Origin of the sequence: Mesorhizobium sp. M0207, from assembly GCF_040321995.1 — a bacterium.
Lineage (GTDB): Bacteria > Pseudomonadota > Alphaproteobacteria > Rhizobiales > Rhizobiaceae > Mesorhizobium.
The window spans coordinates 133572-156518 of sequence record NZ_JAMYSQ010000002.1; the positions used below are offsets into that span (position 1 = coordinate 133572).

The 22947-nt window shown below is 62.2% G+C and carries 22 protein-coding genes; 8 read left to right on the plus strand and 14 right to left on the minus strand.

Translation table 11 applies throughout. From position 1 onward, the window contains the following. Positions 1–102: 102 nt before the first annotated feature. Both NKJ15_RS04425 and NKJ15_RS04430 read right to left on the minus strand, forming a co-directional pair. On the minus strand, positions 103–1044 hold the full coding sequence (locus tag NKJ15_RS04425; RefSeq protein ID WP_352469588.1) for a D-ribose ABC transporter substrate-binding protein: 942 nt from the start codon (positions 1042–1044) through the stop codon (positions 103–105). Between the two features lie 263 nt (positions 1045–1307). Then, a complete protein-coding gene (locus NKJ15_RS04430) occupies positions 1308–2135 on the minus strand; it encodes a phosphogluconate dehydrogenase C-terminal domain-containing protein (protein ID WP_352469587.1) in 828 nt (275 codons plus the stop codon). 341 nt (positions 2136–2476) lie between these two features. Here NKJ15_RS04430 and NKJ15_RS04435 point away from each other — a divergent pair, with 341 nt between their 5' ends. The 3 genes from NKJ15_RS04435 (at position 2477) to NKJ15_RS04445 (ending at position 4980) form a co-directional block, all read left to right on the plus strand. Next, positions 2477–3151: a DUF2161 domain-containing phosphodiesterase gene (locus NKJ15_RS04435; protein ID WP_352488814.1), complete on the plus strand. Its 675-nt coding sequence runs from the start codon at positions 2477–2479 to the stop codon at positions 3149–3151. A 146-nt stretch (positions 3152–3297) separates the two neighbouring features. Next, positions 3298–3723, plus strand: a complete 426-nt coding sequence (locus NKJ15_RS04440; RefSeq protein WP_352469585.1) for a hypothetical protein — start codon at positions 3298–3300, stop codon at positions 3721–3723. A gap of 66 nt (positions 3724–3789) precedes the next feature. Then, a complete protein-coding gene (locus NKJ15_RS04445; protein ID WP_352501918.1) occupies positions 3790–4980 on the plus strand; it encodes an NADH-quinone oxidoreductase subunit D in 1191 nt (396 codons plus the stop codon). Between the two features lie 286 nt (positions 4981–5266). On the opposite strand, the gene NKJ15_RS04450 is transcribed toward NKJ15_RS04445, so the two are convergent. After that, positions 5267–5698, minus strand: coding sequence for a hypothetical protein (locus NKJ15_RS04450; RefSeq protein WP_023675469.1), 432 nt, complete (start codon positions 5696–5698; stop codon positions 5267–5269). Between the two features lie 475 nt (positions 5699–6173). Here NKJ15_RS04450 and NKJ15_RS04455 point away from each other — a divergent pair, with 475 nt between their 5' ends. The 3 genes from NKJ15_RS04455 to NKJ15_RS04465 are packed head-to-tail and all read left to right on the plus strand — an operon-like array spanning position 6174 to position 8980. Continuing rightward, complete coding sequence (locus NKJ15_RS04455; RefSeq protein ID WP_352814279.1) at positions 6174–7142, plus strand: HlyD family secretion protein; 969 nt, start codon at positions 6174–6176, stop codon at positions 7140–7142. Next, complete coding sequence (locus NKJ15_RS04460) at positions 7139–8752, plus strand: DHA2 family efflux MFS transporter permease subunit (protein ID WP_352814281.1); 1614 nt, start codon at positions 7139–7141, stop codon at positions 8750–8752. The genes NKJ15_RS04455 and NKJ15_RS04460 overlap by 4 nt, the downstream gene beginning before the upstream one ends. A 60-nt stretch (positions 8753–8812) precedes the next feature. Then, positions 8813–8980 carry a hypothetical protein gene (locus NKJ15_RS04465; protein WP_352448160.1) on the plus strand — a complete coding sequence of 56 codons (168 nt, stop codon included), beginning with the start codon at positions 8813–8815 and terminating at the stop codon, positions 8978–8980. Positions 8981–8984: 4 nt separating this feature from the next. Here NKJ15_RS04465 and NKJ15_RS04470 read toward each other — a convergent pair whose 3' ends face one another. Continuing rightward, entirely contained in the window at positions 8985–9737 is a 753-nt protein-coding gene (locus NKJ15_RS04470; protein WP_352814284.1) for a metallophosphoesterase family protein, read from the minus strand. Beyond that, positions 9730–10542 (minus strand): nucleotidyltransferase family protein, encoded by an 813-nt coding sequence (locus tag NKJ15_RS04475; protein WP_352539322.1) that lies wholly within the window; start codon positions 10540–10542, stop codon positions 9730–9732. The genes NKJ15_RS04470 and NKJ15_RS04475 overlap by 8 nt, the downstream gene beginning before the upstream one ends. Before the next feature lie 717 nt (positions 10543–11259). On the opposite strand from NKJ15_RS04475, the gene NKJ15_RS04480 reads away from it, so the two are divergent. Next, a complete protein-coding gene (locus NKJ15_RS04480) occupies positions 11260–12123 on the plus strand; it encodes a hypothetical protein (protein WP_352814287.1) in 864 nt (287 codons plus the stop codon). 59 nt (positions 12124–12182) lie between these two features. Here NKJ15_RS04480 and amaB read toward each other — a convergent pair whose 3' ends face one another. From amaB to NKJ15_RS04495, 3 genes are all read right to left on the minus strand, one after another. Further along, positions 12183–13697 carry an L-piperidine-6-carboxylate dehydrogenase gene (gene amaB / locus NKJ15_RS04485; protein ID WP_352814289.1) on the minus strand — a complete coding sequence of 505 codons (1515 nt, stop codon included), beginning with the start codon at positions 13695–13697 and terminating at the stop codon, positions 12183–12185. A gap of 183 nt (positions 13698–13880) precedes the next feature. Next, the gene (locus tag NKJ15_RS04490; protein ID WP_352814292.1) at positions 13881–15155 is read right to left on the minus strand and encodes an RNA polymerase sigma factor; all 1275 of its coding nucleotides are present in this window, start codon (positions 15153–15155) and stop codon (positions 13881–13883) included. After that, positions 15152–15526 carry a YciI family protein gene (locus NKJ15_RS04495; protein WP_292663532.1) on the minus strand — a complete coding sequence of 125 codons (375 nt, stop codon included), beginning with the start codon at positions 15524–15526 and terminating at the stop codon, positions 15152–15154. Before NKJ15_RS04495 ends, NKJ15_RS04490 begins: the two co-directional genes overlap by 4 nt. A gap of 327 nt (positions 15527–15853) precedes the next feature. Here NKJ15_RS04495 and NKJ15_RS04500 point away from each other — a divergent pair, with 327 nt between their 5' ends. After that, on the plus strand, positions 15854–16720 hold the full coding sequence (locus NKJ15_RS04500) for a serine hydrolase domain-containing protein (RefSeq protein WP_352814295.1): 867 nt from the start codon (positions 15854–15856) through the stop codon (positions 16718–16720). A 100-nt stretch (positions 16721–16820) separates the two neighbouring features. Here NKJ15_RS04500 and NKJ15_RS04505 read toward each other — a convergent pair whose 3' ends face one another. The 6 genes from NKJ15_RS04505 to NKJ15_RS04530 form a co-directional block, all read right to left on the minus strand. Continuing rightward, the gene (locus NKJ15_RS04505) at positions 16821–17102 is read right to left on the minus strand and encodes a helix-turn-helix domain-containing protein (RefSeq protein ID WP_352469576.1); all 282 of its coding nucleotides are present in this window, start codon (positions 17100–17102) and stop codon (positions 16821–16823) included. Beyond that, positions 17099–17428 (minus strand): type II toxin-antitoxin system RelE/ParE family toxin, encoded by a 330-nt coding sequence (locus NKJ15_RS04510; RefSeq protein WP_352469575.1) that lies wholly within the window; start codon positions 17426–17428, stop codon positions 17099–17101. The genes NKJ15_RS04505 and NKJ15_RS04510 overlap by 4 nt, the downstream gene beginning before the upstream one ends. A 185-nt stretch (positions 17429–17613) precedes the next feature. Continuing rightward, positions 17614–18144 (minus strand): dihydrofolate reductase family protein, encoded by a 531-nt coding sequence (locus NKJ15_RS04515; RefSeq protein ID WP_352814589.1) that lies wholly within the window; start codon positions 18142–18144, stop codon positions 17614–17616. Between the two features lie 262 nt (positions 18145–18406). Next, on the minus strand, positions 18407–19525 hold the full coding sequence (locus tag NKJ15_RS04520) for a DNA topoisomerase IB (protein WP_352682576.1): 1119 nt from the start codon (positions 19523–19525) through the stop codon (positions 18407–18409). A 118-nt stretch (positions 19526–19643) separates the two neighbouring features. After that, positions 19644–20528: a transglutaminase family protein gene (locus tag NKJ15_RS04525; protein WP_352448166.1), complete on the minus strand. Its 885-nt coding sequence runs from the start codon at positions 20526–20528 to the stop codon at positions 19644–19646. Positions 20529–20535: 7 nt separating this feature from the next. Then, a complete protein-coding gene (locus NKJ15_RS04530) occupies positions 20536–22947 on the minus strand; it encodes a circularly permuted type 2 ATP-grasp protein (protein ID WP_352814296.1) in 2412 nt (803 codons plus the stop codon).

The window sequence follows — 22947 nt, forward strand, 5'->3', positions numbered from 1 at the left end:
CGGCATGGCGGTCAGGAGCACCCAGAGAAATGGAGGCAAGGGCGAAATGGAAGCAAGGGACGAACCGGAGGCTCGTCCCTTGCTGCTTGATGTTACGCCGGCTCAGTTGGTGAGCGCGAACGTCTCCAGCTTGGCGGCATTGTCGCCATTGACCAGGACGCAATCCATCAATTGCTTTTCCTCGGCCGGGGACTTCTTGTTCTTGATGAAGTCGTTGGCCTGCTCGACCGCCATCTGCGCCTGCGCGAAGGCCGGCTGCAGGACTGTCGCCTTGATGCCGCCGGAGGTGATCGAGTCGCGCACGTCGTTCGACCCGTCGAAGCCGACGACGATGACGTCCTTGCGGCCGGCAGCGGCAAGTGCCGCATGAGCGCCCATCGCCATCGTGTCGTTGCCGGAGATCACGCCCTTGATATCGGGATTGGCCTGGAGGATCGATTCCATCTTTGAATAGGCCTCGGTCTGGCTCCAATTGGCCGACTGCTGCGCCACCATCTTCAGGTCCGGATAGTCGTCGATGACGTCGTGGTAACCCTTGGAGCGGATGCCGGCATTGGTGTCGGATTCCTTGCCGACGAGCTCGACGAAATTACCCTTCTCGCCCATCAGCTTGACGAATTCCTGCGCGCCGAGCTGGGCGCCCTGATAATTGTTGGAGACGATCTGCGCGACGGCAACGCCGGTGGCATTGATCTCGCGATCGATCAGGAAGGAAGGAACGCCTGCGTCCTTGGCCTTCTGCACCGCGGCGACGGTGGCGTCGGCGCCGGCATTGTCGAGGATGATCGCCTTGGCGCCGCGGCCAATCGCCGTGTCGATCAATTCGGACTGCTTGTTGGCGTCGTCGTCATGGACGAGCACCAACGCCTCGTAGCCGAGTTCCTTGGCCTTCGCCTCCGCGCCGACAGCTTCCGCCTTGAAGAACGGATTGTCATGCGAGGGCGTGATGATGGCGATCAAATCCGCCGCATAGGCGGGTGCGGCGGTGCCAAGCGCCAGCATGCCGGCAAAAGCCGCAAGCGTCATTCTGCGTGTCAGTTTCATGTATTCCTCCCGTTGAAAATCTGTGCCTTGTCCCCAAGGCTATATGCATTCGATTTGGTTAGTCGTAGGCGGCGGGTCGCGTCATATTCACAAGCCCTTGGCCGGCTTCACTTCGACGGATCGCTCCCCCTATCCTCCACTCATCCAGCGCCTGACTCCTGCTGCGAAGCTTGACGGTCCGATCCATCGAACAGCTAAGCCAACTGGTATAATGAGTCAATGACAATTTCAGGTGACATGTTCCGGAGAACGCGTCGCTGCCCTCAAGTGATGCGCTGAATGCTCGCGGCAATCTCCTCCGGCTCGAACACCCGCTTCCAGTCGTCGCGCATCAGCACCGGCTTGCCGAACTCTATCGCCTTGTTGCAGGCGTCGGAGAACACGCCTTTGGTCTCGCCGAAGATGACGGCGCCAAGCACGTTCATATGACCAAGCAGGAAGTCGAGCGCCGCCTGCTTGTCGACCCCGCGCGCCACCACCTCGTCAACGGCCTCCTTCATGACGACGAGCAGCGAAGCGCATACCGTTTCCGAAAGGCCGGGCTCGAGCAGCGCCATCTGATCGACGGTGACGCGATGCGAGCGCATGACCGGGGCCCAGATGATCTTGGCGATCGCCTCACCCTTGGCGAAATCCTCCTCGGGTCCCTGCATCAAGGCGCTGACCATGTGTTGCTTGGCCTTGACGCCGCCGAAATAGTCCTTCTTCGCCGCCATGTCGGTCTCGTCGTTGAAGATCGGCGGATGGCACGGGTGGGTGACGAAATACGTCAGGTCCGGCCGCTTCGGCAAATGCCCGGCGAAAGGTGCCGCGGCGTCGAGCACGACGACCATCGTGCCTGATGCAAGCTTGCTCTCGATGTTCGCCGCGACCTTGCCGATATGCGTGTCCGGCACCGCCAGGATCACCACATCGGCGCCATCAAGCGCCTCATCGGCGCTGACGGCATCGATGCCGAGGCCCGACTTAAGCCGCTCGCGGCCGGCGTCGCTGACCTCGACATGGCGTATCGTATAGGGAGATCCGCGAAAATTGGTCGACAGACGGTAACCCATTTTGCCGCCCGCACCAAACAGCGCAATCGTTGTCATGTGTCCGTTACTCCTGAATTCCAACGATGGCCCTGCCGATCGTCATCCCATTGACTTGTATGCACATTGCCGCCGGTTGGCGGATTAGAGAACGCAGGGGAGCCGCCGCTCAAATGACGATGCCATGGACGATGTCTCGGGCGCCCGGATGTCCAGCACAGCGCAGCTACGCGGAGCATGCTACCTTAGGTACACATTATACCAGCATACCAAATTGGCAAGCGGCCATGGCACGGCTCTGACCACTTGCTCGACCGTCGTTTACCTCCTGTTCAACGGCAAGGAGCGATCATCGCGCTGAACCGCCGATCGGCGGGATGATTCGCAGCCGACAAAGGCCCATGCTCGAAACTTCACTCTACAGCCCGGTCAAGACCTTCCTGGAAGGCCTGGGATTTATGGTCAAGGGCGAGATCGGCGGCTGCGATCTGCTGGCGCTGAGTGCCGACTCTCCGCCGATCGTCGTCATCTGCGAGCTGAAGCTGAAGTTCAACCTCGAACTGGTGCTCCAGGGCGTCGACCGTATGGCGGCGAGCGACGAGGTCTGGCTAGCGGCATGCATGTCGGCCCGTGGCAAGGGCCGTGAGAGCGATGTGAGATACCGCAATCTCTGCCGTCGGCTCGGCTTTGGCCTGCTTGGCGTGCGACCGAACGGCGAGGTTCAGGTGCTGCTCAGCCCGACGGCATTGGCTCCGCGTCGGGACCCCCGGCGCCGCTCGAAGCTGATCGACGAACATCGGCGTCGGCAGGGAGATCCTGTCGCCGGCGGCGGCTCGCGTGCGCCGATCATGACCGCCTATCGCCAGCAGGCACTGGCATGCGCCGCAGCACTCGCCGACGGCCCAAAGCGGCCGCGTGACTTGAAGCCCAAGCTGCCGAACGCGCCCAAGATTCTGCTGCACAATGTGTATCGCTGGTTCGCGCGCACCGATCGCGGGATCTACGAACTGACCGCTCAGGGCCGTGAGGCGTTGCAGCGCTGGCCGCAGCCCGATCGCAGCCACACCGCTGCCTGAGACAGGCAACGCCGGATTTCGCGCCCTGCTTTCCGCGACAATCACGGCTTTCGGCAAGACATCACCTCGTCACGGAACCATATTTCGACACGATGGTTTTGTCGTCACCGAATTGATCGTCCGCTGAGCAAACGGAAGGAACGGCCATGCGCCTATCGACGACAATTGCCACACTTTCGGCGCTGGCCCTTGCCTCGCCGGTCTATGCGCAATCCGTGGCACCAGAGCTTGCCCCTGTCCCGCCGACGGCCCCGCAAACCCTGCCAGAGCAAGCCACGCCCGAAGGGACCACTCCCGACCAGGCTACACCTGACCAAGCCTTCTCCGCCCAGAATTTCACCGCTGTGACAATCGTGGCGATGGAGGATCTGCCTCCTGAAATCAAGGCACAGGCGGAGGCCGTCGTCACCCAGACCAGCGCCGAGGATTTGCGCATCCTGCAAAGTTCGATCGACGCATCGCCGCAGGCGGCATCGGCGTTGGCGGCGAACGGGCTTAATTCCACGCAGGTCGTCGCAGCTAATATCGACGGCGACGGCACCCTGACGCTGATCATCCAGACGACGACGTGAGCGGCTGAAAGCGGACAAGCCGGCTCCGGCACGGAACCAAAGCCCGCTTGATCGCGGAGGACTGTCATGGCCGAGGCTGCAGTTCGCAACTTCACCATCAATTTCGGGCCACAACATCCCTCCGCTCACGGCGTCCTGCGGCTGGTGCTCGAACTCGACGGCGAGATCGTGGAACGCGCCGATCCCCATATCGGCCTGCTGCATCGCGGCACCGAAAAGCTCATCGAGTACAAGAACTACCTGCAGGCCTTGCCCTATTTCGACCGGCTCGACTACGTCGCGCCGATGAACCAGGAGCATGCATTCTGTCTCGCCGCCGAGAAGCTCCTCGAAATATCGGTTCCGAAACGCGGACAGCTCATCCGCGTGCTTTTCTGCGAAATAGGCCGGCTGTTATCGCACCTCCTCAACGTCACCACGCAAGCCATGGACATCGGCGCGCTGACGCCGCCGCTCTGGGGTTTCGCCGAGCGCGAGAAGCTGATGGTCTTTTATGAGCGCGCGTCCGGCGCCCGCATGCACGCGAATTATTTCAGGGTCGGCGGCGTGCATCAGGATCTGCCGCCGGAACTCCTAGACGACATCTGGAAGTTCTGTGATCCGTTCCTCAAGGTCTGCGACAATCTCGAAGAGCTGTTGACCGAGAACCGCATCTTCAAGCAGCGCAATGTCGATGTCGGGGTGATCGGCCTCGATGATGCCTGGGCCTGGGGCTTTTCCGGCGTGATGGTGCGCGGATCGGGCGCGTCTTGGGACCTGCGCAAGGCGCAGCCATACGAATGCTATTCGGAGATGGATTTCGATATCCCAGTCGGCAAGCATGGCGACTGCTACGACCGCTATCTCGTCCGCATGGAGGAAATGCGCCAGTCGGTCCGGATCATGCGGCAATGTCTGGAAAAGTTGCGCTCACCAGAAGGCCAGGGACCGGTCGCGATTCCGAGCCACAAGATCACGCCGCCGCCGCGTGCCACGATGAAGCGCTCGATGGAAGCGACGATCCACCACTTCAAACTTTATACCGAAGGCATTCGCGTGCCGAGCGGTGAAGTCTATGCCGCCGTCGAGGCGCCGAAGGGTGAATTCGGCGTCTACCTCGTGTCGGACGGGGGCAACGTTCCCTACCGATGCAAGATCCGCGCACCTTCCTTCGCCCACCTGCAAGCGATGGATTTCCTGTCCCGAGGCCATATGATCGCCGATGTTGCCGCGATCATCGGCTCGCTCGACATCGTGTTCGGAGAAATCGATCGCTAGTTTAGCCAGGTCGCAGGATCTTCCCCGATCGCAGGATCATTCGTCGTTAGTAGCCGCGCAGGCAGGCCTGGACGGCGCTCGACCACCGGTCAGACGAAGGCTCTCACCTGTGGCGGGCCAGCTCAAATTCTCACATCAAAGACGGACGCATGGCCGCGACAAGGCGCAGCCAAGCGTCAAGGAGTTTCACAATCTGCGCGGCCCGACGGCGCACGAGCCCTTCCAAGTTCGGAAGCGCTCTCCACGGCGCGGAAAGAACGCGTGTTCCGCCGTTCCTCGTACCGCCTCAATGCACGATCAAGCCCTTCATCCAGGCAACAAATCTGTTGCCGCGAACTATCCCGCGCACCCTGGCAGCGGCCCATCTCGCTTGCATCGTAGCGCCGACATGGCAATGGCAGACGATTTGGTGCAACTGCCGGTCGCTCAGTTCGAAGAAGCGCTTTGCCTCACCATAGGTATCATCGCTGAGGCCCATGGCACGCAGAACCGGATCCTCGAAGGCGACAGTGAGCGGCGTCCCAGCGCCACGCGATCTGTCGCGCGCTTCCCTGTTCATATATTCGGTGCCTGGAAGCGCCCCAAGGCATCGCGTCGGGTTTTGTTCGAGAAGTTCCGCCCAACGTTCAATCCGCTGGGTTCGAGTCATCGCCGGATACGCCGCGAAGGACTCAACTTCCGCGACGGCCTGCAGTTGGTCGAGTGTTTGATGTTTCATGGTCGGCTCCTGTCGACAGGTGAATTCGCCCACGCCTACATGAGCAATTATCGCGCCATGGAGCGCTGACAAGGCCGGACCGCCGCAACATGAGGCGTACGGATCACCTGCCCGGTGAAGCGGCGCTCGAATTCCGACGCGCCCCCCGCCTGTGTTCGATGTCACCCGTTAACCGAACCCGTTTCCGGACAGGAACTTTTGCGGAAGCTTGCCGTTTGGCTTTGCGTCCGCTTCGGCGGCTGCAATATCAATCTTGAAAGCAATTCCGTTGGACACGAAGCCTCAACGCGTCGAGCAAGACGTCGAGCCTGTAAATGAAACCCGGGAGCAACCGGCCCCGGTTCGAGAATTTCGTGAGCGATCGGCAGAGCCCCGGCAGGAAAAACCCGACGGGAATGCCTCGCAACGAAAGGCCGGTCTGCTCGGCTTTCCCAGGCGCCATCCCTATGCGGCCGCAGCTATCGCGCTTGCGCTGTTGCTCGTCGCGGCAGGCATCGCGATCTGGTGGCTGAACGCTCGCCAGTACGAATCGACCGACGACGCCTTCATAGATGCGCGCATAGTGACGATCGGTGCGCAAATAGCCGGCCGCATTACCGAGCTGGCGGTTACCGACAATCAGCACGTACAGGCGGGCGATGTCCTCCTGCGTATCGACGACAGCGACTATCAGGCAAACCTGAAGCAGGCCGACGCCGGCGTCGCCGCGGCCGAGGCCGAAATCGTCAATGTCGCCGCGCAGATCGAGGCTCAAAAAGCAAAGGTAAACGCTGCCCAGAGGCAGGTTGCACAGGCCAAGGCAGCGCTGGATTTCGCCAAGGCCGAGGATCAACGCAATCGCGAACTCCTGGCCAGGGGCACGGCAACGCAGCAGCAGGCGCAGCAGGCGGCATCGACGTTGCGTCAGGATCAGGCCGCGCTGGACAGCGCCGAGGCCAATGTCGCCTCGGCAAAAAGCCAGGTTTCGGTCTTGCAGGCACAGGCCAGGAGCGCCGAGGCGCAGCTCGAGCAGGCCAAGGCCAGCCAGGAGCAAGCCCGCACGACGCTGTCGCGCACGACTATCACAGCACCCGCCGCCGGGCGGGCAACGAGCATTTCTGCGGCTAACGGCACCTACGCCCAACCCGGCCAGGTATTGATGATGTTCGTTCCCGACGAGGTCTGGGTGAAGGCCAATTTCAAGGAGACGCAGCTCGATCTGATGCGGCAGGGACAGCCGGTCGACATCGACATCGACGCCTACCCGGACAAGTCCTTCCATGGCCGCGTCGACAGTATCCAGGCCGGCAGCGGCACCGCCTTCAGCCTCCTGCCGGCCGAAAATGCCACCGGCAATTTCGTCAAGGTGGTGCAGCGCGTGCCGGTCAAGATCGTCTTCGACAAGCCGCCGGATGTGCTTCTCGGGCCGGGCCTGTCGGTGGTGCCGACGGTCAAGGTGCGATGAGCGGCGAAACCGCCAGAAATCAGGGTGAAAGCCGATCCGCCGCCGGGACGCACAATCCCTGGCTTATCGCCGTCGTCGTCTCCATCGCCACTTTCATGCTGGTGCTCGACACCTCGATCGCCAATGTCGCCCTGCGCAACATCGCCGGCAGCCTGGCGGCCGGAATGGACGAAAGCACCTGGGTGATTACCACCTATCTCGTTGCCAACTCGGTGATCATCCCGGTCAGCGGCTGGCTGGCAAGCGTCATCGGCCGCAAGCGCTACTACATGCTCTGCGTTGCGACCTTTACCGTCGCGTCGCTGCTGTGCGGACTGGCGCCCAACCTGGAACTGCTCATCCTGTTCAGGGTCCTTCAGGGCCTCGGCGGCGGCGGCATGGCGCCAAGCGAGCAATCGATCCTTGCCGATACCTTTCCGCCAGAAAAGCGCTCGCAGGCCTTCGCGCTTTACGGCATTGCCGTCATCGTCGCACCGACGGTCGGGCCGACGATCGGCGGCTGGCTGACCGACCATTTCTCCTGGCACTGGATCTTCTTCATCAACGTGCCGTTCGGCATCCTGTCGCTGGCCCTGGTGCAATGGCTGTTGGTCGAACCGGACGTACTCGAACGCGAACGCAAGGAACGGCTGAAAGGCGGCCTGAAGATCGACGGGATCGGGTTCGTCCTGGTAGCGACGGCATTGGGGTGCCTGGAGATTTTTCTCGACCGGGGCCAGCGCTACGATTGGTTCGCCTCGGATTTCATCACCACTTTCGCAGTGATTTCCGCGATCGCGTTCCTGCTGCTTATCCCATGGGAACTCAGTCGCGGCGATCCGGTCGTCGACATGCGTCTGTTGTTCACGCGCCAGTTCGGCACGGCGTTCCTGGTCATGATGGCGGTCGGTGCTATCCTGTTCAGCACCACCCAGATCGTGCCTCAGCTGCAGCAGACGACATTTGCCTACACCGCGACGCTCTCGGGCCTTTCGATGATGCCGGGCGGCATCGCCATGTTGATCTTGATGCCGGTGTCCGGATTTGTAGGCAGCATCGTGCAGCCCAAATATCTGATCATGATGGGCATGTCGGTGGTCGCAGTGGCCCTTTGGCATATGACCTCGCTAACTCCGGACGCCAGCTTCCGCTTCTTTGCCTTTGCCCGTGTTTTCCTGATGGTCGGGCTGCCGTTCCTGTTCATTCCCATCTCGACCGCGGCCTATGTCGGCCTGCCCCCGCAGAAGACCAACCAGGCATCTGCGCTGATCAACGTTGCACGCAATATCGGCGGCAGCATCGGCGTCTCGCTGTCCAACACCGTCATTGCGCAAAGCTCCCAGATCCATCAATCGAATCTGGTCGGCCACACCGTGCAGTCGTCGCCCGCCTATCAGCAGGCGCTTCGGCAGGCGACCGAGCATTTCGTCGCCCAGGGTTCGCCGATGGTCGAGGCGAAGCAGCAGGCGATCGGCTGGCTTGGCCAGTTGATCGCCCGCCAGGCCACGCTGCTCGCCTATGTCGATGTCTTCCGCTACTGCGCGGTGGCAACCGCCCTGCTCGTTCCGCTTGCTCTGCTGCTGCGATCAAGCAAGTCGGGCAGCAGACAGGCGAATCCGGAGATGGGCTGACCAGAAGGCGGGAACCAGCTGACCCATTGCGTTGTTCTGCGCCAAGAGGAGATGATCACGATGGCCACTATTCCCACACCCGAGCCAATGCCGACCCCGGTGCCGCCGCCTCCCATCCCCGATCCCAAGCCCGTGCGTGAGCCGGACCCCGACAGGCTCCCCGACGAGGACCCCATTCCCAATCCGGATGAAAACGATATTCCGCCGAAGCGGGCGTTCAACATCTAGCCTATTAGATTTCGAGCACAGCGTAGGGGCGGCCGGTCGGCTTGGCGACATGCATGGCAACGTTATAGACCGTCGCCCCGCCCGGTGTGCGGCCCTCGTAGGCGCCGCGATGCGCATGGCCATGCACCACCGCGCTGACCTGGAACCGGTCTATTGTCTCGGCCAGGCGTGACGAACCGAGAAACGGGAAGATCTCCAGCGGCTCGCCTTCGACCGTCTCGACGACAGGCGCGTAGTGCAGAACGACAAGCGTGCGTTTGGCGCGGACCTGCCGCATTGCGTTTTCAAGCCGCATCGCTTCGTTCACGCTTTCCGCCACCATTGACTTGATCGCCGGTTCGCCGAAGGAGCCGAGCATGCGCGATCCAAAACCGCCAACGAAACCCTTGACCCCAACGAACCCGACCTCGTGAATCTCCGTCGCCTCGCCGTCGAGCAGGTGAACGCCCGCCTGGCGCAGAATGTCGGTGACCTGCTCGACGGCGCCTGACTCATAGTCGTGATTGCCAAGTACGGCGACGACCGGGATCGTGCAGGCACGCAGTTCCTCGGCAAGGATTTCGGCCTCCCGAGGCTTGCCGAGATTGGTAAGGTCGCCGGTCAGCACGAGAACCTGGGCTTCGCGCGACATCTCGCCGAAAAGATCGCGGTACGACGCCTGGTCCTCCTTGCCGACATGCAGATCGCCGATGGCGGCGATCTTGAGTGTGCCGCCGTTTTCCGCCTTTGCCGAAGCAGGTTTGAGTTCGTCAGCCATCGCTATATTCTCCTTCACCGCCGACGTCGGCAAAGCCCCATTCCTTGACGTCGATCTCATAGTCGGTTCGTGAAAGCATGCGCCCGCGGCAGATCCGCATCCGGGAAGGCGGCAGTTCGCGCTGTTTGGCCAGCCGGTCGAGCAATTCGTCGAGCAGCCACGCCGGCACACGGTCTCGCTCCGTCGGATAGATCCATCGGAAGTTCAAGAGATGCATCAGCAAGACTTCCCAATGGACTTCCATGTAGGAAAGCAGCCTTTGCCAATCGATCTGGTCGTGCGCCTTGAGGATGGTGTGCGCGACGTCGGCGCCATCGTGGCGGCGGCGGTCTTGGATGAAACTTTTGGACCAGATAAGCTCGGTTGGGCCGATGATCCGCACCTGGCTGCCCAGCAATTCGCCCTGACGGGCGTGCTCCAGCCACAGGTCGTCGACGGGCATTGTGCCGTTCATCGAGGCGAAAATGACGTCGAAAAAATGCGTGCCCTTGAACACTTTGCCGAGCCACCGGTCGTCCTCGACCACGACGGCGTAACCGATCCGCTTGAAATGGGCGAGGATGCGCGGGCAGTCGCCGGCCTTGCAGAAAATATCGAGATCCTTGGTCAGGCGGGTGATCCCGGTATAGGCGCTTACGGCATAGGTGCCGGCGACGAGAAAGGGGATGCCGGTCGTGACAAGCTCGCGGATCGCCTCGATATAAAAGACCTCCGCTTCGGCATTGCGAGGCGTCGGGGCGGCTTTTGGATCGACCGACGGAACGGATGCCGGGATGGCGCTTTCCGGTGGGGGATTAATGATCATAGCAATGGCTCCTGGCTCGGCAGACCAGCAGCCGCCTGTATCTAATAGCCAAGCACGCCCGATGGTTCCCGCCGTTACGCGGTACTGCCGCTCCCGCCGCTGCATCAGGCGAACACATCGCCGTCGCAGGCCTTCGAAGCGGTCATGGCTGTCGCCGTCGCGGCAGTGATGAAAAGACATGCACCGGTTATGTTGGCGTCAGGATCGCAGTGCAATCAGCCTCAGGCGCGTCGAGGCGGAGTAGGCCCGCTATCATCCTCAGGTCCGGAAAGGATTGGCTTCAACATGGTTCCGGAGCTGTCGGAGGCGCTGCGCACCCGGCGCAACAGCCCTTTCAGCGCCCGTAGCCAAACCGACTCTGTTTTCCGGAACGCTGCAGGCGGCGTGGCGAAAAGGCCATTCTCCATTTTGTAGTTCCTCACAGTCTCAGTCCAAATCAGCGTTCTTCAACGAGCAAAGCTTGTGTTGGTTCCGCGTCGCCATCGGCGGGAGCACGGGCTGGACGGGGCGAGGCCATCATTGGCAGGTTCGAGCAGGCTAGCCTTCTGCAGCGAGATCAGCGCCTCGCGAGATCAGCTTCGGCGATCAAGTGGCGGAATTCAGCTACCAGCCGGCGGGATTCGGCTCGTATCCTGATGCGCCGGCTCTGGACACGACCCGCGAAGGCTGAAATTGTGATCGCATTTCCAGTTGCAAATTTGGTTGGGCTCGGCGGGGATGGCGCTGGTTTCTGAAGACATTGCCCGCCATCCGGCGCTGCGTCGCCATGTCCAGGCTCAGTCGCGGACGCTTCTCCAGACCTATGAAGCGAACCCGCGGCTGGCCTCCGTATTCGCCACCCAACAACGTTGGCTGATGGCCCATATCGGCCTTGCCTTGTATTTCAATCGAGAGCCGGACGATCATCGCAAGGGACTTACGTCCGCACGGTTCATGGACGACATCTGCCGGCATTCGGTGGCCAGCCGCAACACCGCCGACGCCTTCCTGAGGGAGATGCTGCATTACGGCTTCATCCGGCATCTGCCGATCAAATATGGGCGCATCCGCCCCTTTGAGCCGACCGCGGGCACTCTGGAGACGGTTGCCGGCTGGGTCATGGCTCATCTCAGAACGCTGGACAGCCTGGACAGCGGATTTCGACTGGCTGCATTCGTCGCACAACCGGACATGCTCGCCAAACTGCAGCCGCTGGTGGCCGACGGCCTGCTTTCGTCGCATGCCGTGCGGGAGCCGAGACAGACCTTTTCCTTATTCACCTGGCTCGACAATGGCGGCATCGTCATGGATTGGCTGATGTCCGGCGTCGACCCCGATCATGCCGACCTGGGCCGAATCCCGACCGGTGTCGTCTCAATCGGAGATTTCGCGAACTGGCTCAAGCTTTCCCGGACCCACCTGTCACGCAAATTGGGCGATGCCGAAGAACTCGGCAGCGTCGGCTGGTTGGGCCAGCGCGGTCACTCGGTCATGTGGGTGTCGAGCGAGTTCTATCAGGAATACATGACCGCCCAGGCGGTCAAGCTCGCCATCATCGATGCAGCCTTCGATAACTGTGTTGTAACTTCGCAAGCCAGCTGAACCGCGAGCCGACCGCCGTCGTGGCAGCCTTGGCGCCGCCGCGACGGAGGTCCGGCATTTCAATCGATGTCGAACGACACGCCCTGCGCAAGCGGCAGCGCCTTGGAATAATTCACCGTATTGGTGGCGCGCCGCATATAGGCCTTCCAGGCATCGGAGCCGCTCTCGCGGCCGCCGCCGGTTTCCTTCTCGCCACCGAAGGCACCGCCGATCTCGGCCCCTGACGTGCCTATATTGACGTTGGCGATACCGCAGTCCGATCCGTCGACGCTAAGAAAGCGCTCGGATTCCTGCAGGTCGCGGGTAAAGATCGAGGATGACAGCCCCGCTCCCACCGCATTGTGTTCTTCTAGCGCGGTGTCGAAGTCCGAATATTTCATCACATAGAGGATGGGCGCGAAGGTTTCCTCTGTCACGGGCGAAACCTGCCGCGGCATTTCGACCAGCGCCGGACGCACATAGTAGGCGTCGGGGTGACCGTTCTCGACCCGCATTCCGCCGGTTATCTTACCGCCATGCGAAGCCGCCTCCTCCAGCGCCTTCTGCATATTCTCGTAGGCAGCCTTGTCGATCAGCGGGCCAACCAGAGCGCTTGTCTCCAGCGGATTGCCGACCGAGACGCTCTCATAAGCCTTCTTCAGGCGCGGAACGAGCTGGTCATAGACGCTCTCATGCACGAACAGGCGCCTGAGCGTCGTGCAGCGCTGGCCGGCCGTGCCCATGGCGCCGAAGGCGATAGCGCGGAGCGCCATGTCCAGATCGGCCGTCGGGCAGACGATCCCGGCATTGTTGCCGCCGAGCTCCAGCACGGCACGGGCAAAGCGCTTCGCCAGCCGTGGGCCGACATCCCTGCCCATGCGCGTCGAGCCGGTGGCCGAGACCAGCGGCACCCTGGGATGATCGACCAGGATCTCGCCGACGGCGCGATCGCCGATCAGCACGGGCGCCAGTCCCTGCGGCGCGTCAGCACCGAAACGCTTTACCGCGCGTGCAAAAATCGCCTCACAGGCGAGCGCCGTCAGCGGTGTCTTCTCCGACGGCTTCCACACCACCGCGTCGCCGCAGACCAGCGCAAGTGCTGCGTTCCACGACCACACCGCGACCGGAAAGTTGAAGGCCGAGATGACGCCTACGACGCCGAGCGGATGCCAGGTCTCCATCATGCGATGGCCGGGACGCTCGGTGGCGATGGTCAGGCCGTACAATTGCCGGGAAAGACCGACGGCGAAATCGCAGATGTCGATCATCTCCTGCACTTCGCCAAGACCTTCGGATGGGATCTTGCCGACTTCGATCGATACCAACCGGCCAAGCTCGGCCTTGTGTGTGCGCAATTCCTCGCCGAGCAGCCGCACCAGTTCGCCACGCTTGGGAGCTGGCACCTGCCGCCACGCCAGGAAAGCTCTGTGGGCATTGTCGATGGTCGTTGCCGCATCGGCCGGCGAGATGGTCTTCAGCGCGGCGATCTGCTCGCCGGTCACCGGGCTGCGCACGATAAGATCGCCGCCCGTAAGCGCGCGCTCGGCAACGCCGAGTTTCGCCAGAAGCCCGGCCGTTTCCTTCGCAATCGTCATTTTCATCCCTTTCAGATTCCGTCGCTCATATGGCGTCGGTCCAAGCCTTGCGCCATACCCACTCCCTGCCGGTCGGCACACCAGGCGCTGTCATGGCGTGGCATTACGCGTTTCAGGGAGAAATCGCCACCCCGGCATGGTCCAAGCCGGCGTCCGACTGTTGAACCAGCCAGATAGAGCGAATCAGTGTGCCGTCTTGGCGGTTTCCCGCACGGCGCTTTCTTTCATCAGCCGGTCGATATGCATGCGGATATGCGCTGCCTCGGCGGCCGTATTGGCAAGCGCGATGGCGCGGTCGAAAGCGACGCGCGCCTCCTCGCCGCGGCCAAGCTGCATCAGCAGTCCGCCCTTGAGGCCGAAGAAATGGAAATAGCCGGAAAGCCTTCCCTCCAGCGGCTCGATCATGGCGAGTGCGGCTTCCGGTCCACGCACCTTGGAGACCGCGACGGCGCGGTTGAGCGTCACCACCGGCGACGGCTGCATCTGCTCGAGCAGGCCGTAGAGCAGGTCGATCTCGTTCCAGTCCGTGTCCTCGGGCTTTTCCGCCCGCGCATGCAGTGCGGCGATCGCCGCTTGCACCTGGTAGGGACCGGGCTTGCGATGGCGCAACGCCTTATCGATCAGCGCCAGGCCTTCATCGATCATCTTGCGGCTCCACAGGCTGCGGTCCTGGTCTTCGAGCAGCACGATCTCGCCGTTCTCGTCGAAGCGAGCCGGCGAGCGTGCATGCTGCAGCAGCAACAGCGCCGTCAGCCCCATGATCTCCGGCTCGGTCTGGAACAGCCTGAGCAGCAGCCGGGCCAGCCGGATCGCCTCTTCGCAAAGCGGCGCACGCGCCGAAGCCTCGCCGCTGTTGCTGGAATAGCCTTCGTTGAAGATCAGGTAGACCATGGCGGCGACGGCGGCGAGCCGTTCGGAGCGCTCGACCGCTCCCGGCGTTTCGAACGGCACCCCGGCGTCGGCGATACGCGCCTTGGCGCGCGTGATACGCTGCTCCATGGCGCTTTCACCGACCAGGAAGGCGCGGGCGATCTGCTTGACCGTCAGGCCGGAGACGATGCGCAACGCCACCGCGATCTGCTGTGTGGCCGGCAGGTCGGGATGGCAGCAGATAAACAGCAGCCGCAAAATATCGTCGCGGTAATGCGCCCCGTCCAGCCGCTCGGCGACGTCGCTCTCGGCATCCTCCAGATCGGAGATCTGGTCCTCCTCCGGCAGCGGCGCCTGCTTGGCGCGCTTGCGCACCGCATCGATGCCGCTGTTGCGGCCGACGAAGATCAGCCAGGCTGCCGGATCGCGCGGCGGACCGTTTTTCGGCCAGTTGTTCAGTGCCCTCAGGCAGGCGTCCTGGAATGCTTCCTCCGCCGCGTCGAGGTCGCGGAAGTAGCGCAGCAATGCCCCCATCGCCTGCGGGCGAGCGGTGCTGATTGCCGTGCTGATCCAGGCGAGTTCGGTCATGCGGAAACCTTGGCGGGATTGAAGAGCGAGACCGGCCGGATTTCGTAGGAGCCGCCGCTCGGGTTGACCTCGGAAAGCTCGCGCGCGAAGTCGACGGCCTCATCGAGGTCGGCGCATTCGAGCGTGTAAAAGCCGAGGAACTGTTCCTTGGTTTCGGCAAACGGGCCGTCGATGACGATCGATTCGCCCTTGACCTTCCTCAGCGTCGTCGCCGCGGTCGTCGGCAAGAGCCGCGCCACCGGGCCAAGCCGGCCCGCCTGGGCATATTTTTCCTGCACACCGATAAGCTTTTCCATGACGGCGTCGTCCTGCTCCTTGCTCCAGGAGCAGACGACGTCTTCGGAAGCATAGCAGAGGATCGCGTAGAGCATGGGTCGTCCTTTTCTCTGTCAAAGGACGAAACACTAGGACCGATGCCGACATGGCGTCGACAAAAAAATACGCTCCGTCCGGCGTCCCAGCCCCTAACTGAAATGTGGAATGCTTTCTGCTGCAAAAGTCGGTCGCATAACTTCGAATTTTTGGGACTGACTTTGCGGCAGGAACTTCCCTGAAAATTCAACGCGATCGATTTTGTCGCAAAACTTAGGAGTTTCGCGACACCGGAATCGATGCAGTCGAGAAGTTGATGAACGTCGGATTCTCTCCAAAGAGCGGACGGTTCTCGCGTCGTCATCCCAGGCTGCCTATGATGCGGCATGGAAGCAAAAGTGTTCATTCGTGACGATGGCGAAACAGACGCAACGGGCGTTACGGATTCGATTCCATGGTGGAGCTTTACGAAGACGGCGCTCTCCGTTGCTCTGTTGCGCCTGTCGGAACGCGGCAAGATCAACCTCGACGAAGCTGTCGAGGGGAAATCTTTCACACCTGCCCAACTCCTACAGCACGAGGCGGGGTTACCAGACTACGGTTCCCTTCCGGCCTACCACGCCGATGTTGAAGCGGGTCGTCCGCCGTGGTCTGTTGATGACCTGTTGAATGCGGTCGAAGCGGATCGGCTGCGATACGAACCCGGTCAAGGGTGGGCTTATTCGAACATCGGCTACCAGGAGGTCGCCCGATTGATCGAGGAGGCAACGAATGTCCCTCTTTCCGAGGCTCTTTCCAACCTCGTATTCATCCCTGCCGAACTCGCCACGGCCCGGCTCGCCCTCACTCCGGCTGATTTAGCAGACGTGCAGATGGGCGATGCGATCGGCTATCATCCGGCCTGGGTCTATCACGGATTGGTTGTCGGCACGGCGATGGATGCGGCCCGACTTCTTCGCCATCTACTCGCCGACAATTTGGTCGACGGGAACGCGCTGTCCAGAATGCTCGAACACAGGCCGCTCCCGCAATTCCGCTCTGAACTCCATCCCGATCCAGCATACGGATTGGGGCTGATGCTGCGGGCAACGAACTCGCTCGCCCATCCCATCGGTCACCGCGGAAGCGGTCCCGGAAGTCGAATTGCCGTCTATGGGCAGCAGGGGAGAACATGCGTCGTTTGGGCAACCGCCGCTTCAAGCACCATTCCCGAGGCGGAAGTTTTCCGTGCCTTGGAAAACGGGGGCTTTTGACACCCCCACCCGAAGCCGATCGGCCGTTTTCCAACCTTCCGCGATCTTGCCGTATCGCGAAATTCCCGATTGAAGCGACAAAATAACCGGCAAATGCCGATTAGGCATATTCCAGAACGCGCATTTCAACATGCAGTCCGGCCGCGACCACCATGTTGACGAGGGTGTCGAGGGCGAACAGGTTGATCTTACCGCGCAGGAGATCGGACACGCGGGGCTGCGTCACGCCGAGACGGCGCGCGGCTTCGACCTGCGTCCAGCCCTTTGCCCGGATATGCTGTTCCAGCGCCATCATCAGTGTGGAGCGGAGCTTCATGTTCTCTGCTTCGGCGGGGGTGTCTTCGATGGCGTCCCACACGCTTGCAAAAGTCTCGTTGCTCATTGGCCTAACTCCTTCATCAGATCGCCGTAGCGTTTCGCAGCCAGGTCCAGATCCATTTTGCTGGTCTTCTGCGTTTTCTTCTGAAAGCAATGCAGCACGTAGACCGCATCGGCGACTTTGGCGACGTAGATCAGCCGGAAGGCGCCGGCTTCGTCCCGAATCCTGATCTCCTGCACACCCTTCCCGATTGTCGCCATTGGCTTCCAGTCGGTTGGAGGTTGCTCATTCTGTACCTTGTCGAGCTGGTAGCCCGCTTCGCGCCGTGCCGAGTTCGGGAAAGCGCGCAGATCATTGAGGGCGCTGCCCCGGAACTTGAGCATTTTCATGCGGCGACTATACAAAAATTTGTATAGTCGCCGCAAGCCTCTTTTCTTCGGGCTGCATCAAGGACTACTTGTCACCTTGCCGCACCCAGATCTGGATGCAAATAGTGCAAAAGTCAGGATTTTCGCGACACGAAGGCAGCGATTTTCGACCTCGAAGCGGCCATGACGGTCGGCGCAATCCGTGGTCAGGCAGGAACGTAAGTCAACCTGATGACCTCCCCGCCGATCCGATCGCTGGCCACAAGGCGGAGCGGCGGCCGACGACCGGTGAAGAAGGGCTTGCCGTGACCAAGCACCACAGGGTGAAAGTAGAGACGGTATTCGTCGATCAGACCGAGGTCAGTCAGGCTTTGCGCCAACTCCGGTCCGGAGGCGGAGATCTCTCCTGGAAGCCGGGTCTTCAGCCCGCGTATCACCACCTCGACGTCATCCATGACAAGCGTTGCGTTAGGGCCGACCGACTTCAACGAGCGGGACACGACCCATTTCGGCAGGCTTCGCCACGCCATCGCGAAGTCGCGTTGCTCCGGGGTCCACTCAGGATGGTTGTTGTCCCAATAGCGCATGACTTCATACATGCGTCGACCGTAAATGCTGCCTGTCAGGTCGCGGACGTGGTCGATCCAATGACGAAAGAGAGCAGGATCAGGTCCAAATTCCTGATGGTCGACATAACCGTCGAGGGAGAGATTCATTCCAAAAACGAGCTTCGCCATGCCGTAAGTTTCCGTGCCGGTCAGGGTATGATGGCCACCCTGCTGCGTCATTCCTTTGTCGCGAAAATCCCATTAAAGCGACAGTTTTGCGATTGAATTTTGCGACGCCGCAAAATGGGACATTTTGCTACAATCGGGTGCGCAGAATGCCGCACGAGGATATTTTCGGCAAGAAGATCGCCCAGCACACCAATGCTGCAAACGGATTCGGCACCCCTATCTGCTTGGTTTTCACATTTCGGTTAAGAGCTGGGTCCCGGCGTCATTCCCTCGCCTTCAGCCATCTCAAGACCAAGGCCTCCTCGTCGTCGAGCCCGGCGATCGAGCGCTTGCCTTGGTTGGCATCCGCCATTTCGTCCAGCAGCCGTCCTTCGGGCCAGGCGCGGAACACTTCCGGATGGATGTAGCATTGGCGACAAACCGCGCGCGTATTGCCGAGCCGCTCGGCAACCTTGTCGATGATATTGTTCATCACCCGCTTTTGCTGCGCCTGGCTTTCCGGACGTTCGGTTTGCGCAAACAGCGACGCCGCATGGATGGTACCACCCCAGGTTCTGAAGTGCTTGGAGCTGAACTCCGCTCCGGCGTTTTCCCTGATATAGCGGTTGACGTCGTCTGAGCGCACCGGACGCCTGTTTCCGTCCTCGTCGAGATACTGGAACAACTTCTGCCCCGGCAGGTCCTGCGCTCCACGCACGACCTTGGCAATCCGGCGATCGACAAGCTTCAATCTCCATTCCTTGCCGGATTTACCGATGAAGGCAAAACGCAGGCTCGAGCCCTTGATGTCGACATGGCGGTCACGCAGCGTGGTCAGCCCAAAACTCTTGTTGTCGCGGGCATAGGCGGCATTGCCGACACGGATCATCGTGTTGTCGAGCAGCCAGACGATAGCCGCAACGACGCGTTCCAGCGGCAGGCCGTGACGGCGCAAATCGACGTCGATCTGCCGCCGCAGTTCGGGCAGGCTTTCGGCGAAGGCGATCAGGCTCGAATATTTGACGCCGTCACGCTCCTCCGCCCAGTGCGGGTGATAGCGGTATTGTTTGCGGCCGCGCTGGTCCCGACCGGTCGCCTGGATGTGACCGTCGGCATCCGGCGAGATCCACACATCGGTCCAGGCCGGTGGAATGGCGAGCGCCTTGATGCGTGCCAGCGCCTCCCCGTCGACAGTCCGCCCGTCGGGTCCTTTGTACGAGAACCCCTTGCCCGAACGCAGCCGGCGAATACCGGGTTCAGTGTCGGTCACATAGTTGAGCGAGGCCCGAACGGCCGAGGCTTGCGCGCCGTTCTCCAGCGCTCCGTTGTGCGGCACCGCGTTTTTTGGTGCAGCTTTCCTCACAGCCGATTGGCCAGACGACGACCCGGATTTGTCCAGCATGTCCTCTCCACGGAATTTCCGTAGATAAGCCGCTTGCCGGCTGCGGGTTCCAACGCCTCTTGATCTCTTGGTCCCGGAACAGCCTATCGACGTCGCCGTGCGTCGAAGACGTGCGTCGTCACGCCTTCTCGAGCACGACCGGAATGACGTCGACCGCCTGCTCGCCGACCTGTCCACCAGTGGTTTTCAGGACGCCGACGATCGGCGCCACATCGGAGTAATCGCGGCCATAGCCGACCGTGATATGGTCGTTGCTAGCCCGCATGCCATTGGTCGGATCGAATTCCTGCCAGCCGGCATCGCGCCCGCACCACACCTTGACCCAGGCGTGCATGGCGTCGGCACCTTCGAGCCGCGGCTTCCCGCGCGGCGGGATGGTGCGCAGGAACCCGCTGACATAGCCCGCGGGAATACCGAGGCCGCGCAGGCCGGCGATCATGATGTGGGAAAAATCCTGGCAGACGCCGCGCTTCAGGCCAAAGGCGTCGCTGGCCCGCGTCTGCACGGTGGTCGCCTCGCCGTCATAGGTGAAATCGCGGTGAATGCGGTTGCACAGAGCCATGGCCGTGCCGACTGTCGAACTGCCGGCACTGCCTTTCGCATAGGCAGTGATTGCCGCGTCGATGCCGGCATGATCGCTGGCGGCCAGAAAGTGATGCGGCGAAGCCGGCGCCAGCGAGTGCACTGCGCCGAGTTCTTCCCTCAGCCGGCGTATGTCCGGCGATACGTCGAGCCCGGGTTCGGGCCGCGACACTGAAACACGCGCGCTCATCCTGATGTCGAGCGCATCATGCGCGTCACGAAAGGCGATCGAGGTGACACTGTTGCCGAAAAAGTCGGAAAAGTCGGAACGTTCGCTGGGCGCCGGCACAAAAGACAGTGAAGCGGCGATGACGCGCTGCACGCCAGGGATGGTCGGCGGCAGCACGCGCACCTGATGGCGGCCACCGCCGGCCGCCGCATCATAGTCGTAACGCAGGTGAAGCCTGATGTCGTAGAGCATGCTGTCTCTACCCGAAATAGGCTTTGGCGAGGCTGTTGTAGAGCCCGCCGATTTCATTGGCGAGATCGCCGAGGGCCTTGGCCGTCATGTCCGAGGGCTCCTTGATGGCGATCGACGTGTTGAGCTGCAGGATTTCCTTGGCCGCCGGCGACATATGGCCTTCAGCGCCGACAGCGGGCAGCAGCGCGATTTCGGCTTTCAGTCGTTCGAGCTGGAAAAGGATTGAGCGCGGGTTGAGCGGATCGAGCGCCAGAAGGTCGACCACGGTGCGCCGCCCCGCCTGCACCGGATATTGCCGACGGTGGGTCATGACGCTGTCGCCGATCTCCAGCATCATGTCGAGCGCACCTTCCGGCGCCTGGGCTCCGGTCAGCCGGGCGAGCGTGCGGGCGATCTGGATGCCGCGTTCGAGCCTGCGGCCGATTTCCAGGAAACGCCAGCCGGCAAAGCGGTACATGTTCTCGTGCAGCAGGCCGGAAAACCCGGCCAGCTTGCGCAGGATGACCGTCATTGCCCTTGTCGCGTCGTCACCCGGCGCCACTGTCGCGGCAAATTGATGGATGGTCTTCGACAGATCCTTCAATGCCAGCCAGCCATCGGGCGAGAAGCGGTCGCGGATCTGCCCGGCGCTGTAAACGGCGCTGTCCAGCGTGCCGATGAGCCCCAATGGGATTGCCGTCTCGACGTCGATGCCGAACGGCGCGAGATAGTCGCTGATATCGGCGAGCAGCGGCATCTCGGGATCGGATGTCTCGGCCAGCCGCACATGGTAGGCGCGCAGGATGCGCACCGTGTCTTCCGATCGCTCGATATAGCGGCCGAGCCATGTCAGGTTCTCAGCCGCGCGGCTGGGCAGGCTGCCCGGCAGGGTTCGGGTGAAGCTGTCGTGCTCCTGCGGCAGCAGTGTCTCGCGCTCGACCGGCCTGTCGCTGACCACCCAGACATCCGCCGCCTGGCCGCCGCGCTGCATGGCGATGGCCGTCGGGTCGAGCGAAAAGCCGACACGGGCAAAACCGCCCGGCATCACCGTCCAGCCTTCCGGCGTCCGCGCCAGATAGACGCGCAGGCTTGCCGGCCGCGGCTCCAGCCAGCCGCCGACATAGACAGGCGTGGTCGACAGCGTCACCGCTTCCTGGCCGACGAAGTCGCCGCCGTCCCGTTCGATCCTGGCGACGAGCTCGGCCCGTTCCTCGACCGACAGCGCTGACCCGAGCTTGGTCGAGCCGTCGTCTTCGAAGGCAAGCCGCGCCGACAGCGCCGGGCCGATCACCATGCTATCGATGTTGGCGAGCACATGTTCACGCTCCGTCTCCTGCCCGCACCACCATGTCGCGACCGTCGGCAGCAGCAGTTCCTCGTTGCGCAGGGCGCGCGAAATCTTGGGCAGGAAGGCGAGCAGCGCGCGCGTCTCCATCAGGCCGGAGCCCAGTGCATTGACGGCCGAAACCGCCCCTTGCCGAACCGCCTCGACCAGCCCCGGCGTGCCGATCTGCGAGTCCGGCCGCAATTCAAGCGGATCGGCGAAGGCGGCGTCGAGCCGCCGCCACAAGACGCTCACCGGCATCAGCCCCGAAACCGTGCGCACCATCAGCCTGCCGCCGGAGACGGTCAGGTCCTCGCCCTCGAGCAGCATGATGCCGAGATAGCGGGCGATATAGGCATGTTCGTAATAGGTTTCGTTTAGCGGTCCCGGCGTCAGGATGGCGACACGGCCGCCGGCTTGCCTGGCCATGCCGATCAGCGCGTCGCGGAAGCGACGGAAGAAGCCGGCCAGGCGGTGCACATGCATTTCGCCGTAGATGTCGGACAGCGCCCTTGTGGTGGCGACGCGGTTTTCCAGCGCAAAGCCGGCGCCCGACGGCGCCTGTGTGCGGTCGCCAAGCACCCACCAGCGGCCGTCCGGGCCACGACCGAGCTCGAAGGCGCAGAAATGCAGGAAATGGCCGCTGGCCGGCCTGGTGCCGACGACCGGCCGCAAATATTCGGGGCTGGCCGCGATCAATCCGGCCGGCAGAATGCCTATCTCGACCAGCCGGTTCGGACCGTAAATGTCGGCGATGGTCTCCTCGAACAGATCGGCGCGCTGGACCAGGCCGGCGCTGATACCAGCCCATTCCTGCTCCTCGATCAGCAGCGGCACATGCGCCAGCGGCCATTCGCGCTCGTTGGCGCCGGCCTTGTCATAGACGCGGTAGTAGACGCCGGCGTCGCGCAGGTACTGGTCGGCGCGGGCGAAGCGCTGGGCAAGCTTTTCCGGCCCCAGGTCCTCCAGCGCCTCGATGAAGTGCCGCCAGGCCGGCCGCGGATTGCCCGACGCATCGACCATCTCGTCGACGACGCCGTCGATCGGCTGATAGTGCTCCAGCAGACTGTGGGTCTGCGGCTTGCTGCGCAGCCTTTTGTGATTCCCCTTCGCCAT

Bases quoted from the DNA above. Each gene is read 5' to 3' on its own strand.
- NKJ15_RS04510 (WP_352469575.1), bottom strand. From the start codon at position 17,428: ATGAAAATGCTCAAGTTCCGGGGCAGCGCCCTCAATGATCTGCGCGCT.
- NKJ15_RS04505 (WP_352469576.1), bottom strand. From the start codon at position 17,102: ATGAGCAACGAGACTTTTGCAAGCGTGTGGGACGCCATCGAAGACACC.
- NKJ15_RS04445 (WP_352501918.1), top strand. From the start codon at position 3,790: ATGGCCGAGGCTGCAGTTCGCAACTTCACCATCAATTTCGGGCCACAA.
- NKJ15_RS04525 (WP_352448166.1), bottom strand. From the start codon at position 20,528: ATGCTCTACGACATCAGGCTTCACCTGCGTTACGACTATGATGCGGCG.
- NKJ15_RS04515 (WP_352814589.1), bottom strand. From the start codon at position 18,144: ATGGCGAAGCTCGTTTTTGGAATGAATCTCTCCCTCGACGGTTATGTC.
- amaB (WP_352814289.1), bottom strand. From the start codon at position 13,697: ATGACGATTGCGAAGGAAACGGCCGGGCTTCTGGCGAAACTCGGCGTT.
- NKJ15_RS04500 (WP_352814295.1), top strand. From the start codon at position 15,854: ATGGAAGCAAAAGTGTTCATTCGTGACGATGGCGAAACAGACGCAACG.
- NKJ15_RS04520 (WP_352682576.1), bottom strand. From the start codon at position 19,525: ATGCTGGACAAATCCGGGTCGTCGTCTGGCCAATCGGCTGTGAGGAAA.
- NKJ15_RS04450 (WP_023675469.1), bottom strand. From the start codon at position 5,698: ATGAAACATCAAACACTCGACCAACTGCAGGCCGTCGCGGAAGTTGAG.
- NKJ15_RS04470 (WP_352814284.1), bottom strand. From the start codon at position 9,737: ATGGCTGACGAACTCAAACCTGCTTCGGCAAAGGCGGAAAACGGCGGC.
- NKJ15_RS04460 (WP_352814281.1), top strand. From the start codon at position 7,139: ATGAGCGGCGAAACCGCCAGAAATCAGGGTGAAAGCCGATCCGCCGCC.
- NKJ15_RS04480 (WP_352814287.1), top strand. From the start codon at position 11,260: ATGGCGCTGGTTTCTGAAGACATTGCCCGCCATCCGGCGCTGCGTCGC.
- NKJ15_RS04435 (WP_352488814.1), top strand. From the start codon at position 2,477: ATGCTCGAAACTTCACTCTACAGCCCGGTCAAGACCTTCCTGGAAGGC.
- NKJ15_RS04495 (WP_292663532.1), bottom strand. From the start codon at position 15,526: ATGCTCTACGCGATCCTCTGCTATGCTTCCGAAGACGTCGTCTGCTCC.
- NKJ15_RS04490 (WP_352814292.1), bottom strand. From the start codon at position 15,155: ATGACCGAACTCGCCTGGATCAGCACGGCAATCAGCACCGCTCGCCCG.
- NKJ15_RS04430 (WP_352469587.1), bottom strand. From the start codon at position 2,135: ATGACAACGATTGCGCTGTTTGGTGCGGGCGGCAAAATGGGTTACCGT.
- NKJ15_RS04475 (WP_352539322.1), bottom strand. From the start codon at position 10,542: ATGATCATTAATCCCCCACCGGAAAGCGCCATCCCGGCATCCGTTCCG.
- NKJ15_RS04440 (WP_352469585.1), top strand. From the start codon at position 3,298: ATGCGCCTATCGACGACAATTGCCACACTTTCGGCGCTGGCCCTTGCC.
- NKJ15_RS04530 (WP_352814296.1), bottom strand. From the start codon at position 22,947: ATGGCGAAGGGGAATCACAAAAGGCTGCGCAGCAAGCCGCAGACCCAC.
- NKJ15_RS04465 (WP_352448160.1), top strand. From the start codon at position 8,813: ATGGCCACTATTCCCACACCCGAGCCAATGCCGACCCCGGTGCCGCCG.
- NKJ15_RS04425 (WP_352469588.1), bottom strand. From the start codon at position 1,044: ATGAAACTGACACGCAGAATGACGCTTGCGGCTTTTGCCGGCATGCTG.